Source organism: Pseudomonas sp. ADAK18 (assembly GCF_012935695.1).
Classification (GTDB): Bacteria; Pseudomonadota; Gammaproteobacteria; order Pseudomonadales; family Pseudomonadaceae; genus Aquipseudomonas.
Genome location: NZ_CP052859.1, coordinates 4,138,280 through 4,159,268, shown reverse-complemented (window position 1 = coordinate 4,159,268; position 20,989 = coordinate 4,138,280). Strand labels below are relative to the sequence as shown.

18 protein-coding genes are annotated in these 20,989 nt (G+C 59.7%); 8 read left to right on the top strand and 10 right to left on the bottom strand.

Features of this window, described 5'->3' with window-relative positions:
- Positions 1-141 precede the first annotated feature (141 nt).
- Positions 142-501, top strand: coding sequence for a PilZ domain-containing protein (locus HKK55_RS18780; RefSeq protein WP_169356044.1), 360 nt, complete (start codon positions 142-144; stop codon positions 499-501).
- Positions 502-565: 64 nt separating this feature from the next.
- Here the strand turns inward: HKK55_RS18780 and HKK55_RS18775 are convergent, their stop codons facing one another.
- The 6 genes from HKK55_RS18775 to HKK55_RS18750 are packed head-to-tail and all read right to left on the bottom strand — an operon-like array spanning position 566 to position 7,218.
- The gene (locus HKK55_RS18775) at positions 566-1,897 is read right to left on the bottom strand and encodes a DUF58 domain-containing protein (RefSeq protein ID WP_169356043.1); all 1,332 of its coding nucleotides are present in this window, start codon (positions 1,895-1,897) and stop codon (positions 566-568) included.
- A 7-nt stretch (positions 1,898-1,904) separates the two neighbouring features.
- Positions 1,905-2,882 carry a MoxR family ATPase gene (locus tag HKK55_RS18770; protein WP_169356042.1) on the bottom strand — a complete coding sequence of 326 codons (978 nt, stop codon included), beginning with the start codon at positions 2,880-2,882 and terminating at the stop codon, positions 1,905-1,907.
- Positions 2,879-4,036 carry a DUF4350 domain-containing protein gene (locus HKK55_RS18765; RefSeq protein WP_169356041.1) on the bottom strand — a complete coding sequence of 386 codons (1,158 nt, stop codon included), beginning with the start codon at positions 4,034-4,036 and terminating at the stop codon, positions 2,879-2,881. Before HKK55_RS18765 ends, HKK55_RS18770 begins: the two co-directional genes overlap by 4 nt.
- Positions 4,033-5,562: a DUF4129 domain-containing protein gene (locus tag HKK55_RS18760; RefSeq protein ID WP_169356040.1), complete on the bottom strand. Its 1,530-nt coding sequence runs from the start codon at positions 5,560-5,562 to the stop codon at positions 4,033-4,035. Before HKK55_RS18760 ends, HKK55_RS18765 begins: the two co-directional genes overlap by 4 nt.
- Complete coding sequence (locus HKK55_RS18755; RefSeq protein ID WP_169356039.1) at positions 5,549-6,529, bottom strand: stage II sporulation protein M; 981 nt, start codon at positions 6,527-6,529, stop codon at positions 5,549-5,551. Before HKK55_RS18755 ends, HKK55_RS18760 begins: the two co-directional genes overlap by 14 nt.
- Positions 6,526-7,218 carry an RDD family protein gene (locus tag HKK55_RS18750; RefSeq protein ID WP_169356038.1) on the bottom strand — a complete coding sequence of 231 codons (693 nt, stop codon included), beginning with the start codon at positions 7,216-7,218 and terminating at the stop codon, positions 6,526-6,528. The genes HKK55_RS18755 and HKK55_RS18750 overlap by 4 nt, the downstream gene beginning before the upstream one ends.
- Positions 7,219-7,417: 199 nt before the next feature.
- On the opposite strand from HKK55_RS18750, the gene sbcB reads away from it, so the two are divergent.
- Positions 7,418-8,842, top strand: coding sequence for an exodeoxyribonuclease I (gene sbcB, locus HKK55_RS18745; RefSeq protein ID WP_169356037.1), 1,425 nt, complete (start codon positions 7,418-7,420; stop codon positions 8,840-8,842).
- Positions 8,843-8,932: 90 nt separating this feature from the next.
- Here sbcB and mvaT read toward each other — a convergent pair whose 3' ends face one another.
- Positions 8,933-9,307 carry a histone-like nucleoid-structuring protein MvaT gene (gene mvaT / locus HKK55_RS18740; RefSeq protein WP_005790963.1) on the bottom strand — a complete coding sequence of 125 codons (375 nt, stop codon included), beginning with the start codon at positions 9,305-9,307 and terminating at the stop codon, positions 8,933-8,935.
- 351 nt (positions 9,308-9,658) lie between these two features.
- Here mvaT and purU point away from each other — a divergent pair, with 351 nt between their 5' ends.
- Entirely contained in the window at positions 9,659-10,507 is an 849-nt protein-coding gene (purU, locus tag HKK55_RS18735; RefSeq protein WP_169356036.1) for a formyltetrahydrofolate deformylase, read from the top strand.
- Between the two features lie 80 nt (positions 10,508-10,587).
- Complete coding sequence (locus tag HKK55_RS18730) at positions 10,588-10,758, top strand: hypothetical protein (protein ID WP_169356035.1); 171 nt, start codon at positions 10,588-10,590, stop codon at positions 10,756-10,758.
- A 33-nt stretch (positions 10,759-10,791) separates the two neighbouring features.
- On the opposite strand, the gene HKK55_RS18725 is transcribed toward HKK55_RS18730, so the two are convergent.
- Positions 10,792-12,681: a methyl-accepting chemotaxis protein gene (locus tag HKK55_RS18725; RefSeq protein ID WP_169356034.1), complete on the bottom strand. Its 1,890-nt coding sequence runs from the start codon at positions 12,679-12,681 to the stop codon at positions 10,792-10,794.
- Positions 12,682-12,874: 193 nt separating this feature from the next.
- Between HKK55_RS18725 and HKK55_RS18720 the strand changes: the two genes are divergently transcribed.
- Positions 12,875-14,353, top strand: a complete 1,479-nt coding sequence (locus HKK55_RS18720) for a helicase HerA-like domain-containing protein (protein WP_169357899.1) — start codon at positions 12,875-12,877, stop codon at positions 14,351-14,353.
- A 22-nt stretch (positions 14,354-14,375) separates the two neighbouring features.
- On the opposite strand, the gene HKK55_RS18715 is transcribed toward HKK55_RS18720, so the two are convergent.
- Positions 14,376-14,831, bottom strand: coding sequence for a DUF721 domain-containing protein (locus HKK55_RS18715; RefSeq protein ID WP_155581369.1), 456 nt, complete (start codon positions 14,829-14,831; stop codon positions 14,376-14,378).
- 305 nt (positions 14,832-15,136) lie between these two features.
- Between HKK55_RS18715 and secA the strand changes: the two genes are divergently transcribed.
- The 3 genes from secA to HKK55_RS18700 all read left to right on the top strand — a co-directional run bounded on the left by secA (position 15,137) and on the right by HKK55_RS18700 (position 20,303).
- On the top strand, positions 15,137-17,872 hold the full coding sequence (gene secA, locus HKK55_RS18710; protein ID WP_169356033.1) for a preprotein translocase subunit SecA: 2,736 nt from the start codon (positions 15,137-15,139) through the stop codon (positions 17,870-17,872).
- A gap of 121 nt (positions 17,873-17,993) precedes the next feature.
- On the top strand, positions 17,994-19,211 hold the full coding sequence (gene argJ, locus HKK55_RS18705; RefSeq protein WP_169356032.1) for a bifunctional glutamate N-acetyltransferase/amino-acid acetyltransferase ArgJ: 1,218 nt from the start codon (positions 17,994-17,996) through the stop codon (positions 19,209-19,211).
- A gap of 147 nt (positions 19,212-19,358) precedes the next feature.
- Positions 19,359-20,303: a Nudix family hydrolase gene (locus HKK55_RS18700; RefSeq protein ID WP_169356031.1), complete on the top strand. Its 945-nt coding sequence runs from the start codon at positions 19,359-19,361 to the stop codon at positions 20,301-20,303.
- A 105-nt stretch (positions 20,304-20,408) separates the two neighbouring features.
- Here the strand turns inward: HKK55_RS18700 and HKK55_RS18695 are convergent, their stop codons facing one another.
- Complete coding sequence (locus HKK55_RS18695; protein ID WP_169356030.1) at positions 20,409-20,987, bottom strand: cob(I)yrinic acid a,c-diamide adenosyltransferase; 579 nt, start codon at positions 20,985-20,987, stop codon at positions 20,409-20,411.
- Positions 20,988-20,989: the final 2 nt, after the last annotated feature.

The following is a 20,989-nucleotide window of genomic DNA, read 5'->3' as shown; positions in this document are numbered from 1 at the left end:
ATGCTAGACCCGGATTCGGCAGCTGTAACGTGACAAGGCGCTTGCTGTTGTCTCACCGAAGTCCAGGGAGAGCAGGCCATAGCGGCCTGTTCCGAATCACTGGAGCGGCCAGAGTCATGGCCATTGGATGGCGAACTCATCATGTTTACCGACCGAAGGATTAAGCGGCATCAATTGCCCTGCTTTCTGCAAGTTTTCAACCGTCTGACGGACAGGCCCATTGGTTATCTGGGTAATGTCTCTGAAGAGGGTCTGATGTTGATCAGTCATTTGCCCATGATGGTCGATGTGGACTTCGAGCTGCGCTTGAAGATCCCCGGGCCTGAGGGCGATGTGCATGCAGTTGATCTTACGGCCACCTGCCTGTGGAGCCATGAAGACATCAACCCCCGGCATTACGATTCAGGGTTCAGTATTTTGCGGGCGCCCGTTGAATACGGGCAACTGATCAATGCGCTGTTGCAGTACTTCAGCTTTGATCCCTTGCAGGCCTCGGCTTAGCCACTGCGCGCGTTGTCGGGCTGGTTTGGGTCCCTGTACCGGAACCGTGGCCGTGCGCCGTTTTTTATAATACTCCCGCTTTCTTCCAACCCAGGTAGCGTGTTACCAGAGCGGCCCCCAGCTCAGAGGGTTGTGTGTCCAGCACCGACAGGCCGTGGGCGCTCAACCGGTCATGGAGTTCGTTCCGGGCATTGACGTAATCGACGGTGCCGCAATAGGCCAGAGCCTCGGGCAGGGTTTCGACCGGCGACTGGCGCAATTGGTCCAGGACTTCTTCCCGCAGGCTCGCCACCAGTACGCGGTGCTGGCGGCTGATGCGTTTGACCGCTGTCAGCAGTTCTTCATCGTCCTCATCTCGTAGATTGCTCACCACGATCACCAGCGCCCGGCGTTTCTGTCGAGCCAACAGTTGGCTGGCGGCGGCCTGGTAGTCGGCCGCACGCCGGGTGGTGTTCAGGTCATACACCGTGTTGAGCAACAGGTTGAGCTGGCCACTGCCCTTGACGGGCGCGAGGTAGCGGGGCTGGTCGCAGGCAAAGGTGCACAGCCCCACGGCGTCGCCCTGGCGCAAGGCGACGTAACTGAGCAACAGGCAAGCATTCAGGGCGTGATCGAAGTGGGAGAGTTCGCCGTCCTGGCTGCGCATGCGCCGGCCGCAGTCGAGCATGAACACGATCTGTTGATCGCGCTCATCCTGATACTCGCGAGCTATCGGGGTGCGTTGGCGGGCGGTGGCTTTCCAGTCGATCTGGCGCAGGCTGTCGCCCTCGCGAAACTCACGCAACTGATGAAACTCCAGGCCCAGCCCGCGGCGTTGGCGCTGGCGTACGCCGAGCTGGCTGAGCCAGTTGTCTACGGCTAGCAACTGCGCACCATATAAACGGGCAAAGTCCGGGTACACCCGGGTCGCATCGTGGGCCTTTATAAAGCGTCGTGCCGACCACAGCCCCAAGGGGCTGGGAAGGTGGACTTCACACCGCTCGAAACTGAAGTGCCCGCGCCGCAACGGTCGCAGGCGATAGCCCAGTTCGCTGTGTTCGCCGGGTCGCAGGTTGATGGACTGTGGCAGGTGCTCCAGGCTCAGGCCATCGGGTACGTGGTCAAACACCTTTACGGCCAGTGGCTGTGGGTAATTGTGTTCAAGCGTGATCCGTACCTCGCTCCAACGTCCCAAGGCCAGGCTGCCGGGCATCTGCCGTCGCACCCGTGGCGAAGGTCGGCGGCGTAGACGAGCGGCGTCCAGCAAGGCCAGTAACAGAAGGGCCAGAAGCAGGCCCCAGGCAATCGAGTGCAGCGTGCTCGGCACGTTGAACTGCAACGCCGCAAAGGCACTCAGCAGAATGCTCAACCCCAGCAGTACGCCGAGCCAGATCAGCAGCAGGCGGGTGGGCTTCATGGGCGGGTCATTGCCGAGGCGCCGGGACTTGGTCCAGCAGTTGTTTAAGCACCTGATCCACCTCCAGCCCATCAATGTCCAGTTCCGGAGCAATGCGCACCCGATGACGCAGTACCGCCAGGGCGCAGCCCTTGATGTCGTCCGGTGTCACGAATTCGCCGCCACGCAACAGCGCTCGGGCCCGCGCACCGCGCACCAGGGCGATGGAGGCCCGAGGCCCTGCGCCGATGGTCAGGCCCGGCCAACTGCGGGTGGTGCGGGCCAGGCGTACGGCGTAGTCGAGTACCTGTTCATCCAGAGGCAGTTCGCTGGCAATCTGTTGCAGCAGCAGCACGTCTTCGGCCTGGAGCACGGTGCGTAGCGGTTGCACGTCGAGCATGTCGGCCCGGGATGAGCGGGTCACTTCACGCACCATGTCCAGTTCCTGTTGTGCCTCGGGGTAGTCCATGCGCACTTTGAGCATGAAGCGATCCAGCTCGGCTTCGGGCAACGGGTAGGTGCCTTCCTGCTCGATCGGGTTCTGGGTGGCCAGCACCATGAACGGTTGCCCGATGGGCAGCGCTTCACCTTCGAGGGTGACCTGGCGCTCCTGCATGGCTTCCAGCAGTGCCGCCTGGGTTTTCGCTGGCGCGCGGTTGATCTCATCGGCCAGCAACAGGTTGGTGAACAAGGGGCCTTTGCGCAGTTTGAATTGTTCGCTGTGCAGGTCGTATACGGCGTGGCCGGTGACGTCGCTGGGCATCAGGTCCGGGGTGAACTGGATGCGCGCGAACTCGCCACCAAAACAGCGCGCCAGGGCACGCACCAGCAAGGTCTTGCCCAGGCCGGGAACGCCTTCGAGCAGCACATGGCCGCCGGCGATCAGCGCCGTGAGCACGTCATCGATCACCTGATCCTGGCCGATCACCGCTTTGCGCAGTTCGACGCGCAAGGCCTGGGCCAATTCGCTGGCGCGCTGAAGGGATTGCGCTGGAAATTCGCTCATAGGGCATTCCTGAGGGTTTGCAGGCAGGCCACCTGGCGGCTGAAGTCGGCGCTGGAAAGCCGCTTTGCCGGGAGTGGGCCGAGGGCCTGGCTGATGACAAGGGTAGGTTGGCGCGTCAGGCGTTCAAGGGCCTGCCACTGTTCAGCGGTGTCGAGGTGTTCGAAGCCCGGATGACAGCGCCGGGCGGTACGCAGGATGTCGTGCTGCAGGGCCTGCAACAGGCTGTTTTGTCCGCTACGGCGCAGCAGGAAATCTGCACTGGCTTTCAAGTGCTCTTGCAATTGCCGGCGTGCCCTGGAAGCGGGTGGTTGAATCGGCCCCTGGCGCATGCCAGCGTGCCACAAACCCAGGGCCATCAGCGCTGCTAGCGCTACCAGGGCTTGGGGAAAGTACCGCAGCAACAGGCTGAAAAAGTCGTCAACGTCGCTGTTGAACAGCAGTGTGACGGTGGTGCCCTGGTTCAGGTGCCACAGCAGCCAGGCGTTGTCGTGTCGACCGATATTGCGGTTTTTCCATAAGTCGCTGTCGGTGACCACCGTGACGCTGCCCTGCCCGAGATTGACCTGCATCAAGTGGCTGGCCTTGGCGCTGTTGGCTGAGAACTGGGCCAGGTGCTTGGGGTCGGTAAGATTGAAGTCCGTGTCAAAGCTGAAATAGGCCGCAGGGGTTTCGTTGTCGACATACAACTTGGTCAGGTCAGGTGCACGCTTTTTACCGGCTGGTACCGGCTTGTCGAAGCCTTCGCTGAAGGCTTGGCGCAGTTGCACACGGTCCAGCAGCAGATCGTCGCTTTTGCCGGTTTCGTCGTCCCAAAGTGCTTCAGCCACCAGCAATAGATGGCCGCCATTCTTGGCCCATTCCAACAGTTGGTCAGCCTGGCGCGGGGACATGTTGCTGCGCTCGCCCAGCAACAGCAGGCTGCTGCCCTTGGGTGCAAGGCTCGTTAGTTGTTCAAGGCCCTTGGCGTGTTCGACCACCAGGCCTTGCTGACGCAGAAAATGCTCCGCCGCCAGATAGGGGTTGGCCTGGACTTCGGGAGAGGGTCCACGCTCGACGACTTCCTGGTAGGGAATTGCCTTGTGCCAGGCGTACAGGCCTCCGGCGGTCAGCAAGCAACCGAGCACCAGCCCGACCCACAACAATGGCCGCTTCATTGCGCGGCTCCCGAGCCGAACAGCGCTCGCCAATCGCCACACAGCTGTTGTTGGGCCTGTGTTGGAGGCAGACGGTGACCATAGGCGAGGTTTTGCCAGTGCCGGGTCAGGTCATCGCTGAACGCCAGTAACTGGGGCTGTTGCAGCCGATGAATGCGCTCCAGGACCTGGCCCTCGGTGTCGGCGTCTTTCAATGGCAGGTTGAAGTCGTGCAGCAGGCGGCTGAGCAAGCCGCGGTAGAGCAGGCCAAGGGCTTCCCGTGGCTGGGTTGGCCAGAGCTGTTCGGCGGTGCTGGCAATGTCGTCGGGCAAGGTTTCGGTGCCCAGCTCCAACCCGAATAGTTGCGTTGGCGCACGCTTGGCGACTTTTGGTTTGTGCGGCGCGCGTCGGCTGACAAAGGCCCGCAGCCAGTCGCGATAGCGCCAGATCACCAGGGCCAATGCGCCCAGCAGCAAGCTCCAGAGCAATACCTCAAGACCCTTGGCCAGGTGCTTGAAGGAGTTGCTGTTGAGGTTGTTCAGCAGCGCTTCCAGCCAGGCCGGTAGCTTGGCATCGCCCCCTGATTTGTCTTTCTCGCTGGATTTATCAGGTCCGAAGCGATAACGGGTAACGGTTTCTGGATTCTTGAACGGTGGTTGTTCCAGCAATGCCTTGATCGACTGATTAGCGGCTTGTGTGCTGAGCGGCTTCGCAGCGATCGGCTCATCGGCCATGGCTGGTTGGATAGTCGGGATCAGCATCAGTGCGATGGCCAGCAGCAGAACCGATACCACCGAGCTCAGGCGCTGGCGCAGGCGACGGAACACCAGTTCCAGGTCCCAGGCTTCCAGCGTGGTGCGGCGATTCAGGTACAGGCTGAAACCGCAGGCCACATAGATCGGCTCCCAGAACACCAGGATCAAGGCGTAGAAGGCATTGGTCAGGTGCTCCAGCCACAGCCAATCGTGGCCGGTCGCGAGTATCAGTTGTTGCCAGTCCCAATCCCGTTCGACCTGCTGTGGCAGGAGCAGATAAAACAGCACCATCAAGCCGATCCACAAAGCCATTTCCAGGTGCACGCCGATCAGGGTCAGCCAGCGTGCTGCGCCGGCATTGCGTTGTTGCAGCACCCCCAGGCGTTGTTGGCGCGCCTGGCCTTCCAGGCCTTCGAGCTGGACCACTGGCATCACGAAACTGCGGCTGAGGCTGAAGCGACGCCAGGTCAGGCTGGCCAACAGTTGACCTTTGAGCAGGCGTGGCCATTGGCGCAGCGACTGCTTGAGGGTGGGCGTCTCGCCGAACAGAGCCTTGGACAGGATGTACAACGGCAGGCGGTCAAAGGCGGGTTTCAGCCACCAGAACAGAAAAAGCGCGGTGGACGGGTAATTCCATAGCAGCGCGCTGAATAGGGCGAAGATCGGCAGGGTTATCAGTGCCCAACTGCTCATCAACAACCCACGATGTTCACGGGCCATCAGGACGCCGAGGTCCATGGCTTCCCAGGAAGTACGGGGGCGAATCACCACACTGGCGTCACTCAGGCGCATGGTGACTCCGTCCGGCGAGCAGCAGGTAGGCGGCCATCAATAGCCAGAGCGCGGCGCCCACCAAATATTTGATCCAGGGTGCCACGGTGGTGGTGGATGACCAGTAGGCTTCGATAAACGCCGCAATCAGCAGAAACACCATGACACCACAGATCATTTGCACGCTTTTGCGCGCAGCCAGCCGTAAGGACTCGCTTCTGGCCAAATGCCCTGGGGCGATCAGTGCCCAGCCCAGTTGCAGGCCGGCGGCGCCCGCCAATGCGATGGCGCTCAGTTCGAAGGCGCCGTGGCCAATGACGAATGACCAGAAGGTTTGGCCGTAGCCGATTTGTGTCAGGTGCCCAGCAACGGCACCGATGATCAGCCCGTTGAAGAACAGGAAGAACACGCTGCCCAGGCCAAACAGCAAACCGGCGGCAAACGTCTGGAAGGCGATGCCGATGTTATGCATGACGTAATAGCCGAACATCATCCAGTCTTCGCTCGATGCGCGCTCGGCGGCGCGCCCCAGGCGACTGGCGTCGGGGTCGTACATGCTTTGCATCTCGGCCACCTGTTGGGGGCTGACGATGCTGTAGATCAGGTCCGGAAACAGGTACACCAGCAGGGCAATACCCAGCAGGCTGCCAAAGAACAGCAGGCTGGCCACCAGCACGAAACGCCATTGCTCGCGCACCAGCCGGGGGAAGTCGGCGAGTACGAAACCCAGCACATTGGCCCCCAACTGGCGGCGATGCCTATACAACTGTTGGTGACCGCGCAGGGCCAGTTGTTGCAGCGGGTCCACCAGGTAACTGCTGTAGCCACGCTCCTGGGCCAGGGCCAGGTGCTGGCACAAACGTCGGTAATGATGAGGGAAATCGGTAAAGTCCGAGGGTTTGGCCTTGCCCTGTTCAAGCTGTGCCAGTTGGGCGGCAAAGGCCTGCCATCGGGGCTGGTGACGGCTTTCGAAAAGACTCTGCTTCATGTCGGCCCCAACAAACCACGGGCCACGCCGTTGAGTTCGCTCACGGCGCGGGTGGGGGAGACTTGCAGCGGTGTGGCCAGGATCGCGGCCAGTTCGTTGACGCGCTCAGTGGACAGTTCTCCCTGGCGCTCGGCAAAACCGAGTATGGCCCGTTGCTCGTTCAGGTCCAGGGCGAATGGCAAGCGGAGTGCGGGGGCCTGGGGAAGTTGCGGGCGTGACAACGGCTGCTCGCGGTAAATCACCAGGGTCCCGGCAGCCAGGTCGCCAAGGCGTTTGAAGTGGGGATGCTGCAGGCAACTGATGGCGCCGAGGAAGTAGCCGAAGGGCAACATGTCGACAAAACGCAGCAGGTTACGAATCAGCGAAGCGGACCAGCCGATGGGCGTGCCATCGTCCTGGACCACCCGCAGGCCCATGATCTGCTTGCCGGGCGAGCAGCCCTGGTTGAGGACTTCGAACAACACCATGTACCACCAACTGACAAGGAACAGCAGGATCGAGCCGAGGCCCATCCCCAGGTTGCCAAGAAACGCCAGGGCCAGAAACAGGATGCCGAGGATCAGGCCGCGCAAGCCCAGGTCGAAGGCGAACGCCAGGGAGCGAGGCAGCAGGCCGGCCGGGCGCAGGGGCAGGTCGATGCCTTCTGGGGTCTCGATCTGATAGCGGGTGTCCAATGGCGCTGATGGCATCGCGGTCCTTGGCAGTGCAGAGCTGTTGCGCCGGGCGACAGCAGGCGGATAGTGAGACGGATGCTAGCAGTGTCGACGGTGGAAGCAACCACTCAAAGTGCTGCAACGTTTCACTGAATGTTTGTACAGCTCACGCAGCGCTGGCCTCAGGCGTCTTTCAGCGCCTAGACTTTGTCGGTCTTCAGCACAGGAATAGCCCGTGACCACCATCTTCTGGTACGACTATGAAACCACCGGCATCAACCCGCGTAATGACCGTCCACTGCAGGTAGCCGGGATTCGTACCGACCTTGACCTCAACGAGGTCGGGCCGCCGGTCAACCTCTATTGTCAGCCCAGCGACGATATCCTGCCCCATCCGGCCGCCTGCGCGATTACCGGTATCACGCCGAGCGTGCTGGCGGAGAAGGGGTTGGCCGAGGCCGACTTCATGACCCGGGTCCACGCCGAGCTCGCTGCGCCTGGTACTTGTGGTGCCGGTTACAACACCTTGCGTTTTGACGATGAAATGACGCGCTACAGTTTGTATCGCAACTTTTTCGACCCGTATGCGCGTGAGTGGCAGGGCGGTAACAGCCGCTGGGACCTGATCGACGTGGTTCGCACGGCTTACGCCCTGCGTCCGCAGGGCATTGTCTGGCCTGAGCAGGACGGGCGGGTCACCCTTAAGCTTGAACGTCTGACCGCCGCCAATGGCATCGACCATGGGCAGGCCCACGACGCTTTGTCCGATGTCCGCGCCACCATTGCCCTGGCCCGACTGATTCGCGAGAAACAACCCAAGCTGTATGACTGGCTGTTTCAGTTGCGCAGCAAACAACGGGTCATGGACCAGGTCCGGCTGTTGCAGCCGATGGTGCATATCTCCGGTCGTTTTTCTGCCGAGCGTCATTATCTGGGAGTGGTGCTGCCACTGGCCTGGCACCCGCGCAACCGCAATGCCTTGATCGTCTGTGACCTGGGACTCGACCCCCAAGGGTTGCTCGACCTGGACGCCGACACCCTGCGCCAGCGCTTGTACACCCGGCGTGATGACCTGGCCGAGGGTGAGCTGCCAGTGCCGCTCAAGCTGTTGCATATCAATCGCTGCCCGGTGGTAGCCCCTTTGAATGTGCTGCGGGCCGAAGACCGTCAGCGTTTACAACTGGACATGGACCTGTATCAGGCGCGTGCCCTGCGACTAACTGACGCACAGGAAGTTTGGCGCGATAAGTTACCGGCGATTTATGCCGAAGAAGACTTTGCATCGAGCGCCGACCCTGAGCAGCAGCTATACGATGGTTTTATCGGTGATCGTGATCGGCGTTTATGTGAGCAAGTCAGACTCGCCGAGCCTGGGCAATTAGCGCGTCAGTGGCCTTTTGATGATCAGCGTTTGCCTGAATTATTATTTCGCTACCGTGCTCGAAACTTTCCGCACACCTTGAATAGCGAGGAGCAAGAGAGCTGGAAACTTTTCTGTCAGCAACGTTTGTCAGACGCGGGATGGGGCGCACCGAATACCCTTGAGAGTTTTAAGCAAGCCCGGCTGGAATTGGCTGTTAGTGCTACATCGTTTCAGCGTCAGGTGCTCGATGAGTGGCAAGAGTATGCAGACTCTTTAGGTGCACGTTTGGGCCTGTAATCAATTTATGGGAAAAGTCCGGACAATAAAAAACGCCAGCATGCTGGCGTTTTTTATTGTGTCGCGAGTCAAGCTGCGACCGTGCGAGGCTTAGCCCAGCAGGGTAGCCCAGCCTTCAACCACGTCGCCGCCCCACTTGGCTTTCCACTCTTTCAGAGTTTTGTGGTTGCCACCTTTGGTTTCAATCACTTCGCCGTTGTGTGGGTTTTTGTACTGTTTAACCTTGCGAGCACGTTTGGTGCCGGTAGTTTTCACAGCGCCACGTGGTGCTTTAACTTTCGACTCTGGATCCAGCAGCGCGATGATGTCACGCAGGGATTTGGAGTACTCACCCATCAGGGTGCGCAGTTTGCCTTCGAATTCCAGCTCGGTTTGCAGTTTGTCGTCTTGGGACAGGTTCTTCAAACGGGCTTGCAGCTCTTTAATAGCTTCTTCGGTGGCGCGGTATTCGTTGATCAGGGACATGAGGGCTACCTTATGTAGGGCGCTGGGTGACAGGGGATAATGGCCTAATAATAGTCAGACAGTTTCCTCAAGTAAACATTTAAGGGGGCTTTTATGTAATTTACTTTGGTTGTTTGTGGCAAAAGCGTGGAATTGAGTTAATTAGTAAGGGGGACGGGATAAAGATACTCTCGTTAAATCTTGACTAACTGCCCAAGCCCAAGCGATCAGGCACATATAGAGAGGTAAAACCTTACGCTATTAAGGGACAGTCCCAGCGCACGCAGACAGAATAAGCGTTAAGGAATACTGCAGTTTTTCTGCGTAATCGCTAGAATGGCGGCCTTTGCGAAGTTCTGGAGTTTCCCCCTAATGCGCACTTTTCGGCTGGTGATTGCTTGCCCGGACCGCGTCGGCATCGTTGCTAAAGTCAGTAACTTTCTGGCGTCCCACAACGGCTGGATCACCGAAGCGAGCCATCACTCGGACAATCTCAGCGGTTGGTTCTTCATGCGTCACGAGATTCGTGCCGACACACTGCCCTTTGGTCTTGAGGCTTTTCGCGAGGCATTTGCGCCGATCGCCGAAGAGTTTTCGATGACCTGGCGCATCACCGACACGGAACAGAAAAAGCGCGTGGTCCTGATGGCCAGCCGCGAGTCCCACTGCCTGGCAGACTTGCTGCACCGCTGGCACAGTGATGAACTGGACTGCGAAATTTCCTGCGTGGTCTCCAATCATGGCGACCTGCGCAGCATGGTCGAGTGGCACGGTATTGCGTACTACCACGTCCCGGTCGACCCGCAGAACAAGGAGCCGGCGTTTGCCGAAGTGTCGCGCCTGGTCAAGCAGCACGACGCCGATGTCGTGGTGCTGGCGCGTTACATGCAGATCCTTCCGCCGGAACTGTGCCGTGAATACGCAGGCAAAGTGATCAACATTCACCACAGCTTCCTGCCGTCGTTCGTCGGTGCCAAGCCATATCACCAAGCGTCCCTGCGCGGCGTGAAGTTGATTGGCGCAACGTGCCACTATGTCACCGAAGAACTGGACGCCGGTCCGATCATCGAGCAGGACGTGGTACGGGTCAGCCACAGCGACAGCATTGAAGACATGGTGCGCTTCGGCCGTGATGTCGAGAAGATGGTTCTGGCACGTGGCCTGCGTTATCACCTGGAAGACCGGGTGCTGGTGCATGGCAACAAAACCGTCGTGTTCTGATTGATGGCTTGAAGCGTGAAAGGCCTGGGCGTTAAATCGTTCCAGGCCTTTTTTCTTTCGGCAAGCATGAGGATCGGAGAATGAGTGACCCACTCGACAAGGCCACTTCCAAAGCCCCGGCGACATTGGGCGAAGGCTGCTTGAGCCGTTTTGACCCGGACGATCTCGATAGCGACGACGGTACCGAGTTTCCGGGGGCGGCCGAGTTGTGGGAGCAGGTCCGGGACAAACCCGAAGCACAGGAAGAGTAGGGGGAGCCGCTACCCAAGGTAGCGGCTTGTGATTTAGATCCGAAAACTTCCCACCAACTGTTTCAATCGTGCTGCCTGCTGTTCCAGATCGGCACAAGCACGCAGGGTCGAATGCAGGTTTTCCACACCTTCCTGATTGAGGGTGTTGATCTCGGTAATGTCCATGTTGATCGACTCCACCACCGACGTCTGCTCCTCGGTGGCGGTGGCCACCGATTGGTTCATGCCGTCGATCTCGCCGATGCGCAGGGTTACGCTGTTCAGTCGCTCTCCTGCCAGGTTGGCGATGTCGACGCTGTCTTGGCTGTGGCGCTGGCTTTCGCTCATGGTACTGACCGACTCCCGTGCGCCGACTTGCAGCTCTTCGATCATCTTTTGCACCTGCTGGGCCGACTCCTGGGTACGGTGAGCCAGGTTGCGCACTTCGTCGGCCACCACCGCAAACCCGCGCCCGGCTTCTCCGGCCCGTGCCGCTTCAATAGCCGCGTTGAGCGCCAGCAGGTTGGTTTGCTGGGAAATGCTGGTGATCACCTCAAGAATCTGCCCGATATTCACCGTCTTGCTGTTGAGCGCTTCTATATTGCTGCTGGAGGCGCTGATCATCTCGGACAGCTGATTCATTGCCTTGATATTGCGTTCCACCACTTGCTGGCCATCTTCGGCCAGGTGCCTGGCATCGCTGGCCTGATGGGACGCTTGTGCGGCGTTGCGGGCGATTTCCTGGGCAGCGGCACCCAGTTCGTTGATGGCGGCCGCGACACTATTGGTACGGTTGGCTTGCTCGTCGGAGTTGACCATCGACGAGTTGGAGGCGCTGACCACCCGCAGGGCGACTTCGTTGACCTGCTCGGTGGTGGAAGACACTTCGCGGATTGAGGTGTGAATCCGCTCCACGAAACGGTTGAACGCGATACCCAGGATGCCGAACTCATCGTGGTTCTGGATATTCAGGCGGCGCGTGAGGTCGCCTTCACCGTCGGCGATGTCTTCCATGGCCCGGGTCATGACGTGCAGCGGCTGCAACAGGACGCGAATCAACATGCCCAGCAAGGCCAGGATGATCACTACCGCAATGATCGTGGCAATAATGGCCGAGGTGCGGAATTCGCTGAGCATGGCGAAGGATTTGTCTTTATCTACTGACAGGCCCAGGTACCAGTTCACTGACGGCAACCCCTTGATCGGGGCGAAGGTGACGATGCGGGTTTTGCCGTCGACTTCGACTTCGCTGAAGTCGCTGCTGATTTTCGGGGTATTGGTCGGGTAGACGTCGCTCAGGCTCTTCATCACCAGGTTTTTATCCGGGTGTACCAGCACCTTGCCGTCGGCGCTCACCAGAAACGCATAACCCATGCCGCCGAAGTTCAAGGCACCGATGTTGTCCACCAGGGTTTGCAGGCTCAGGTCTCCGCCCACCACGCCGACGCTCTGGCCGGCCTTGCTGCTGGGTGTGGCAACAGAAATGATCAACTGGCCTGTGGCTGCGTCGATATAGGGTTCGGTCAGGGTCGAACCACCGCTGGCCTGGGCGCCTTTATACCAAGGGCGCACGCGGGGGTCGAAGCCGTCCGGCATCTTGCTGTCTGGGCGGATGGTGAAGCCGCCTTTGTTGTCGCCCAGGTAAGTTGCCATGAACGACGATGTCAGGGCTTTCTGTTCCAGCAAGGAGGCGACGGTGACAGGCTCAGGGTTGATGGCGATGTTCTGTGCGGCGCTTTCTATCAGGACAATGCGCCCGGCGAGCCAGGTTTGAATGTTGCTGGCGGTGACGTCGCCCATTTCATGCAGGTAGTTGTTCAGGTCGTCACGAATCGCATTACGTTGCAGGTAGTCGTTGTACAGGGTAAACAACGCAAAAGCGGCAATGACGATAAGGGCGGCTGCAAGCAGTATCTTGTGGCTGAAGCGCAGATTTTTATTCATGGCTTGTAGGGTCCGCTAAGGTCTTAATGTCCGAGGCGCGTCCTTGTGAAAACGCGCGAAATGGCAGCGTCAAAAGAAGTGTGATATTTCCATTTACCTTTATAGGAAGTATCTGACCTATTTTTAGACTTTTTGGGTCTCTCGCTTGTCTGTATCGACCGTGCAGCGTTAAAGATTAACCATGGGTGACAAAATGCCAGACTCCTCGCAACTGATTATTGGTGCAGACCTTAAAGGCCAACCTATTGCCCAGGCCATGCGCCTGGCTAATCGCCACGGCTTGATTGCCGGCGCCACGGGGACCGGCAAGACCGTTACGTTGCAGCGCCTGGCGGAAGCCTTCAGCGATGCGGGCGTCGCCGTGTTCGCCGCAGATATCAAGGGCGACCTGTGCGGCCTGGGTGCCGCGGGCAATCCTCAAGGCAAGGTCGCCGAGCGGATCGCCGGCATGCCGTTCCTCAATTACACGCCGAAGGCCTGTCCGGTGACGCTGTGGGATATCCACGGGCAGTCCGGTCATCCGCTTCGTACAACGATGAGTGAAATGGGCCCGCTGTTGCTGGGTGCCTTGTTGGAGTTGACCGATAGCCAGCAGGCGGCCTTGTATGCTGCTTTCAAAGTGGCCGACCGTGAGGGTCTGTTGCTGCTGGACCTCAAGGACCTCAAGGCGCTACTCAATCACCTCAAGCTCCACCCGGAACTGTTAGGCGAAGACGCGGCCTTGATGACCACCGGTTCCAGCCAGGCGCTAATGCGGCGCCTTGCCGTGCTTGAGCAGCAGGGCGCAGAAGCCTTGTTTGGCGAGCCTGCCTTGCAGTTGGAAGACATTCTGCAGCCCACCAGCGATGGTCGCGGGCGCATTCATCTGTTGGATGCCAGCCGATTGGTGCATGAGTCGCCCAAGGTCTACGCGACGTTCCTGTTGTGGCTGCTGGCGGAGCTGTTCGAGCAACTGCCGGAACGCGGCGATGCCGACAAGCCATTGCTGGCGCTGTTCTTCGACGAGGCGCACTTGCTGTTTGCCGATACACCGAAGGCCCTGCAGGATCGGTTGGAGCAAGTCGTGCGGCTGATTCGATCCAAAGGTGTCGGGGTGTATTTCGTCACTCAATCACCGAGCGACCTGCCGGACAACATCCTGGCGCAGTTGGGTTTGCGTATTCAGCATGGTCTGCGGGCCTTCACCACCAAAGAGCAGAAGTCCCTGCGGGCGGTGGCTGATGGTTTCCGTCCCAATCCGGCATTCGACGCGCTGGCGGTGCTGACCGAGCTGGGTACCGGTGAGGCGTTGGTGGGCACCTTGCAGGAAAACGGTACGCCAGAGGTGGTCCAGCGGGTGCTGGTGGCGCCACCGCAATCGCGGATCGGGCCTTTGACCGAGGCCGAGCGGGCGGCGTTGATCGCCAGTTCGCCTTTGCTGGGCCGCTATGACAAGCCGATAGACCGAGAATCGGCCTACGAAGTACTAATGGCACGCAAAGACCTGGCGCCGCTGGAGGGGGCTGCGCCTGCCGCGCAAGAGCCGAGTTTCACTGACAAGGCTGGCGCCTTCCTGGGTACTACAGCAGGCAAAGCGCTGAAGTCAGCCATGCAGCAGGCGGCCAATCAGATGGGGCGGCAGTTGGTGCGTGGGTTGTTGGGGTCGTTGTTGGGCGGCAGCAAGCGTAAATAGCTATATAGGCTGTGTGCCAGGCTCAGGTTTTGGGCTTGGCATGCGCTGCCAATCGCTCCAGCGCCGCTCGTAAATTCGGATCGGTGATACCGTCCGCCGTGGCTTGAATGGTCTCGGCGGCATCCGTCGACAAATCCATCGTATGCCCCACCGCGCCTTGTTGGACGGTCGGCGGCTGCACCTTGAACTGAATGCGTGTCAGGCTGGCGAACTCGTCAAAGGCCTGTAGTTGACGCTGCAAGCGTTTTTGCTGATAGCGCAAGCGGGTTGCCCAATGGCCGTCTGTGACGATCAACAACAGGTTGCCTTCGCGCCAGGAGGCGACATGGCAATGTTCGCGGGCAGCCGGTTGCAGCTGGCTATCCACCAGGCGTTGCAGGTGGCCCAGGCGTTGCGCGTGGCCGAAGATGGCTTTTAAGGGCTTGGCTTCGCGAAGCAACACGGCAGGAGCGCGGGCCGTAAGAGGGCGAAATGCCATGATCAGACACCTTAAGTAACAGAGCTGCCATGGTAGCAGAAAGCGTCTGGCCCGCCCCGAGCATTGCTTTGTCAGGGGTTTCTCCATTAAATCAATAAGTAACTTCTGTGCTCCATGGGTTGAAGTTCTGCAAAAAGCCCTTATTTTAAACAAGCCCTCTAATAGCGCCGTACCAGCATCGGGGAACAACGCCACTTTCCTCACCCACGTTTCCGGGTAGAATGCGCGTTCGCATGCGGCCATGAGGGCTGCTCGGGCGACTCACGGGGCGCCCTCCATCCCTATGTGTGGAAGAACCTGCCGATATGTTTGCGCCTTTGTTAAAGAAACTTTTTGGAAGCAAGAATGAGCGCGAAGTCAAACGCATGCTCAAGACGGTGCAGCTGGTCAATGCCTTCGAAGAGCAGATGGTTGCCCTTTCGGACGAGCAATTGCGCGCCAAGACCGAAGAGTTCAAGGCCCGCATAGCCAAAGGTGAAACCCTCGACAAGCTGCTTCCCGAAGCCTTTGCGGTCGCCCGCGAAGCCGGCAAGCGTGTCATGGGCATGCGTCACTTCGACGTGCAGTTGATCGGTGGCATGACCTTGCATGAAGGCATGATTGCCGAAATGCGCACGGGTGAAGGCAAGACCCTGGTGGCAACCCTGGGTGTTTACCTCAACGCGCTGTCCGGCAAGGGCGTGCACGTTGTGACGGTGAACGACTACCTGGCTCGCCGGGACGCCAACTGGATGCGCCCGCTCTATGAATTCCTCGGCCTGACCGTCGGCGTCGTGACGCCGTTCCAGCCGCCGGAAGAGAAGCGCGCCGCCTACGCTGCCGACATTACTTACGGCACCAACAACGAATTCGGTTTCGACTACCTGCGCGACAACATGGCGTTCAGCATGGAAGAAAAATTCCAGCGCGAACTCAACTTTGCCGTGATCGACGAAGTCGACTCCATCCTGATCGACGAAGCCCGTACCCCGCTGATCATTTCCGGTCAGGCCGAGGACAGCTCGCGCCTGTACATCGAAATCAACAAGCTGATTCCGCGCCTTGAGCAACATATTGAGGAAGTGGAAGGCGTGGTGACCAAAGAAGGTCACTACTCCATCGACGAGAAGACCCGTCAGGTCGAACTCAACGAAGCCGGTCACCAGTTCGTCGAAGACATGCTGACCCAGATCGGCCTGCTGGCTGAAGGCGAGAGCCTGTACTCGTCGCACAACCTGGGCTTGTTGACCCACGTTTATTCCGGCCTGCGCGCCCACAAGTTGTTCCATCGCAACGTCGAATACATCGTCCAGGACGGCCAGGTCGTGCTGGTGGACGAACACACCGGTCGTACCATGCCAGGTCGCCGTTTGTCGGAAGGCCTGCACCAGGCGATCGAAGCCAAGGAAGTCTTGAACATCCAGGCCGAAAGCCAGACATTGGCCTCGACCACCTTCCAGAACTACTTCCGTCTGTACAACAAACTGTCCGGCATGACCGGTACAGCCGACACCGAAGCGTTCGAATTCCACCAGATCTACGGTCTGTCGGTGATGGTTATCCCGCCGAACAAACCACTGGCGCGTAAAGACTTCAACGACCTGGTGTTCCTGACTGCCGACGAGAAATACGCCGCCATCGTTGCAGACATCAAGGAATGCATGACCCAGGGCCGTCCGGTGCTGGTGGGTACTGCCACCATCGAAACGTCCGAGCACATGTCCAGCTTGCTGAACAAGGAAGGCATCGAGCACAAGGTCCTCAACGCCAAGTTCCACGAAAAAGAAGCCGAGATCATTGCCCAGGCCGGTCGCCCAGGCGCACTGACCATCGCCACCAACATGGCCGGTCGTGGTACCGACATCCTGTTGGGCGGTAACTGGGAAGTGGAAGTGGCGTCCCTGGACAACCCGACGCCTGAGCAGATCGCCCAGATCAAGGCCGACTGGCAGAAGCGTCACCAGCAAGTGCTGGAATCCGGTGGCTTGCAGGTGATCGCCTCCGAGCGTCACGAGTCGCGCCGTATCGACAACCAGCTGCGTGGTCGTGCCGGTCGCCAGGGTGATGCCGGTTCCAGCCGTTTCTACCTGTCCCTGGAAGACAGCCTGATGCGTATCTTCGCCTCGGACCGCGTGAAGAACTTCATGAAGGCCCTGGGCATGCAGTCCGGTGAAGCGATTGAACACCGTATGGTGACCAACGCTATCGAAAAGGCTCAGCGCAAGGTTGAAGGCCGCAACTTCGATATCCGTAAGCAACTGCTCGAGTTCGATGACGTCAACAACGAACAGCGTAAAGTGATTTATCACATGCGTAACACGTTGCTGGCTGCCGACAACATTGGCGAGACCATTGCCGACTTCCGCCAGGACGTACTCAACGCTACCGTCAGCGCCCACATTCCACCGCAATCGCTGCCTGAGCAGTGGGACGTGGCCGGTCTGGAAGCTGCGCTGAAGAGCGATTTCGGTGTCGACTTGCCGATCCAGCAATGGCTCGACGAAGACGACCACCTGTACGAAGAAACCCTGCGCGAGAAGCTGATGGTCGAGCTGTTGGCCGCGTACAACGAGAAAGAAGAGCAGGCGAGTGCCGAAGCACTGCGCACCTTCGAGAAGCAAATCGTACTGCGCGTGCTGGACGACCTGTGGAAAGACCACCTGTCGACCATGGACCACCTGCGTCACGGTATCCACTTGCGTGGTTATGCCCAGAAGAACCCGAAGCAGGAGTACAAGCGCGAGTCGTTCACGCTGTTCTCCGAGTTGCTGGATTCGATCAAGCGCGATTCGATTCGTGTCCTGTCCCACGTACAGGTACGTCGCGAAGACCCGATTGAAGAAGAAGCCCGCCTGCGTCAGGAAGCCGAAGCCCTGGCCGCGCGCATGCAGTTCCAGCACGACGAGGCCCCAGGCCTTGAACAGCCGGAAGTGTTGGGCGAAGAGGTCGATGTGGCCTTGGCTCAAACCCCGGTTCGCAACGAGCAGAAGCTGGGTCGCAACGAGCTGTGCTGGTGCGGTTCGGGCAAGAAGTTCAAACACTGCCACGGCGAAATCAACTAAGATTTTCGTCTGACGCTGCAGCACCCCGCGCCGCGACCGGCATCAGCCGTCGCGGCGTTTTGCCATTTAATCACCGTCGATAACGACGGCGCAGACATCACATATTTTAAGGAGCGCATTCATGGCTGTTGGTCTTGGTCCTTTGCCCACGTTGCACCCGGTGGCCGGTTTTGAACTCGGTATCGCTTCGGCCGGCATCAAGCGCCCGGGGCGCAAGGATGTAGTGGTGATGCGCTGTGCCGAAGGCTCGACTGTTGCCGGTGTGTTTACCCTGAACGCGTTTTGCGCAGCTCCGGTGATCCTGGCCAAACAACGTGTGGAAGGCCCGGTGCGCTATCTGCTGACCAACACCGGCAATGCCAACGCCGGCACCGGCGAACCAGGCCTGGCGGCCGCTGCTCGTACCTGCGCCAAACTGGCGGAGTTGACCGGCGTTGATGCCAGTCAAGTGCTGCCGTACTCCACCGGCGTGATCGGCGAACCGCTGCCAGTGGAGAAAATCGAGGGCGCTCTGCAAGCCGCACTGGATGACCTGTCTGTGGACAACTGGGCGGCAGCGGCCACCGGGATCATGACCACTGACACCTTGCCCAAGGGCGCGAGCCGGCAGTTTGTGCATGACGGCGTGACCATCACCGTGACCGGCATCAGCAAGGGGGCGGGGATGATTCGTCCGAACATGGCAACCATGCTCGGCTACATTGCCACCGACGCCAAAGTCGCTCGCGACGTGTTGCAGAACCTGATGCTGGACGGTGCCAACAAGTCGTTCAACCGCATCACCATCGACGGCGATACCTCGACTAACGATTGCTGCATGTTGATCGCTACCGGTAAGGCTGACTTGCCGGAAATCACTTCATCCAACGGTCCGTTGTTCGCTGCGTTGAAGCAAGCAGTGTTTGAAGTGTGCATGGACGTGGCCCAGGCCATCGTGCGTGATGGCGAAGGCGCTACCAAGTTTGTGACGGTCGAAGTCAACGGCGGCGGTAATCACCAGGAATGCCTGGATGTGGGCTACACCGTGGCCCATTCGCCACTGATCAAGACCGCGTTGTTTGCTTCCGACCCGAACTGGGGTCGTATCCTGGCCGCCGTTGGCCGGGCCGGTGTACCGAACCTGGACGTGAGCAAGATCGACGTGTTCCTCGGTGGCGTATGCATCGCCAGCCGTGGTGCGCGTGCCGAGACCTACACCGAAGCCCAGGGCTCGGCGGTGATGCAGCAGGAAGAAATCACCATCCGCATCGAACTGGGACGGGGTGAGTGCAGTGAAACCATCTGGACCACCGACCTGTCCCACGAGTACGTGAAGATCAACGCTGAATACCGCACCTGATACGGGGCGATGACTACTGTAGGAGCGAGCTTGCTCGCGAAGGTCGTTAACGATAACGCGGGCTTCCCGGTTCGACGCGGCGTCCTTGGGTTTCTCGCGAGCACGCTCGCTCCTACATGGTATTTAACGTTTAGAGGAAGCAGTACGGTGAAACGAGTTCATGTAGCAGCAGCGGTCATCCGTGGCATCGACGGCAGGATTCTGCTGGCGCGCCGCGCCGATACCCAGCATCAGGGCGGGCTCTGGGAGTTTCCCGGTGGCAAGGTGGAGGCCGATGAGTCGGTGGCTGCCGCGCTGGGCCGAGAGCTGCAGGAAGAGCTGGGCATTCAGGTCACCACGGCCCGGCCGTTGATCAAGGTGCAGCATGACTATCCAGACAAGCAGGTATTGCTGGATGTCTGGGAAGTCTCGGCCTTTATTGGCGAGCCTCACGGCGCCGAAGGGCAGCCCCTCGAGTGGGTGGCCCCACGGGATCTGGTGAATTACGAGTTTCCGGCGGCCAACGCACCGATCGTCTCGGCTGCGCGTCTGCCTGGCGAATACCTGATTACCCCGGGCGAACTGGAAACGCCGACGCTATTGCGGGGCATCCAGAAAGCCATTGCGGGCGGCATCAAGCTGGTCCAGTTGCGGGCGCCCAACGGTTATGACCCGAAGTACCGCGACCTGGCGGTGGACGCCGTGGGCTTGTGTGCCGGCAAGGCGCAACTGATGCTCAAGGGGCCTTTTGAATGGCTGGGGGATTTCCCATCGGCCGGCTGGCACATGACGTCGGCGCAACTGCGCAAATACGCCAGCAAGGGCCGGCCATTGCCCAAAGATCGTTGGTTAGCGGCGTCTTGCCACAATGCCGAAGAGCTGGCCTTGGCGGAATTGATGGACGTGGATTTTGTCACCCTGTCGCCCGTGCAGCCGACCCAGACTCACCCTGACGCCCAGCCGTTGGGTTGGGAGCAGGCGGCGCAGTTGATCGCGGGCTTCAGTAAACCGGTGTTTTTGCTGGGCGGGGTAGGGCCTGCCGAGCGGGAACAGGCTTGGGAAGCTGGGGCTCAGGGTGTCGCGGGGATTCGGGCGTTCTGGCCGGAAGTCTGAGGTGGATGTTGCTGGCCTCATCGCGGGCAAGCCCGCTCCCACACTTGGAATGCATTCCCCTGTGGCGGGCTTGCCCGCGATGAGGCCTGATCCGACACTGAATGATCAGTGCGGCTTGGCCGCCGCCTGCCACAAAACCTCCGCAACCCCCTGACGCTTGGCAATCACCCGCGCGGCGACAAACAGCAAGTCCGACAGCCGATTGATATACGCCAACCCCACACCTTCCAGCGGCTCAATCGCATTCAAATGCTGACACCGCCGTTCCGCACTCCGCGCCAGGCTCCGGCAGACATGGGCCTGGGCAATCAGTGCCGAACCACCCGGTAAGATGAAGTTCTCCAGCGGTCCTACCTCTTCATTCCAGCGGTCAATCGCGGCTTCCAGACGGTCGACTTCAGCCGCATTGAGCGCCTTGTACACCGGCATCGCCAACTCACCTCCGAGGTCGAACAAACGGTGTTGGCAAGGGGTGAGCACCTCGATCACATCCTTCAAGCCCGGGTGCTGGCCGTTCTGTTCTTCCAGGCTCGCCAGCAGCAAACCCAACTGGCTATTCAGTGTATCGACTTCGCCAATCGCCTCCACACGGGGATGGTCTTTGGGCACACGACGTCCGTCTCCCAGGCCGGTTTCGCCCTTGTCGCCGGTACGGGTGTAAATCTTCGACAGGCGAAAGCCCATGG

Coding starts and splice junctions, on each gene's coding strand:
- HKK55_RS18780 (WP_169356044.1), top strand. CDS start 142: ATGTTTACCGACCGAAGGATTAAGCGGCATCAATTGCCCTGCTTTCTG.
- HKK55_RS18775 (WP_169356043.1), bottom strand. CDS start 1,897: ATGAAGCCCACCCGCCTGCTGCTGATCTGGCTCGGCGTACTGCTGGGG.
- HKK55_RS18770 (WP_169356042.1), bottom strand. CDS start 2,882: ATGAGCGAATTTCCAGCGCAATCCCTTCAGCGCGCCAGCGAATTGGCC.
- HKK55_RS18765 (WP_169356041.1), bottom strand. CDS start 4,036: ATGAAGCGGCCATTGTTGTGGGTCGGGCTGGTGCTCGGTTGCTTGCTG.
- HKK55_RS18760 (WP_169356040.1), bottom strand. CDS start 5,562: ATGCGCCTGAGTGACGCCAGTGTGGTGATTCGCCCCCGTACTTCCTGG.
- HKK55_RS18755 (WP_169356039.1), bottom strand. CDS start 6,529: ATGAAGCAGAGTCTTTTCGAAAGCCGTCACCAGCCCCGATGGCAGGCC.
- HKK55_RS18750 (WP_169356038.1), bottom strand. CDS start 7,218: ATGCCATCAGCGCCATTGGACACCCGCTATCAGATCGAGACCCCAGAA.
- mvaT (WP_005790963.1), bottom strand. CDS start 9,307: ATGTCCCTGATCAACGAATACCGCGCCACCGAAGAAGCTATTAAAGAG.
- purU (WP_169356036.1), top strand. CDS start 9,659: ATGCGCACTTTTCGGCTGGTGATTGCTTGCCCGGACCGCGTCGGCATC.
- HKK55_RS18730 (WP_169356035.1), top strand. CDS start 10,588: ATGAGTGACCCACTCGACAAGGCCACTTCCAAAGCCCCGGCGACATTG.
- HKK55_RS18725 (WP_169356034.1), bottom strand. CDS start 12,681: ATGAATAAAAATCTGCGCTTCAGCCACAAGATACTGCTTGCAGCCGCC.
- HKK55_RS18720 (WP_169357899.1), top strand. CDS start 12,875: ATGCCAGACTCCTCGCAACTGATTATTGGTGCAGACCTTAAAGGCCAA.
- HKK55_RS18715 (WP_155581369.1), bottom strand. CDS start 14,831: ATGGCATTTCGCCCTCTTACGGCCCGCGCTCCTGCCGTGTTGCTTCGC.
- secA (WP_169356033.1), top strand. CDS start 15,137: ATGTTTGCGCCTTTGTTAAAGAAACTTTTTGGAAGCAAGAATGAGCGC.
- argJ (WP_169356032.1), top strand. CDS start 17,994: ATGGCTGTTGGTCTTGGTCCTTTGCCCACGTTGCACCCGGTGGCCGGT.
- HKK55_RS18695 (WP_169356030.1), bottom strand. CDS start 20,987: ATGGGCTTTCGCCTGTCGAAGATTTACACCCGTACCGGCGACAAGGGC.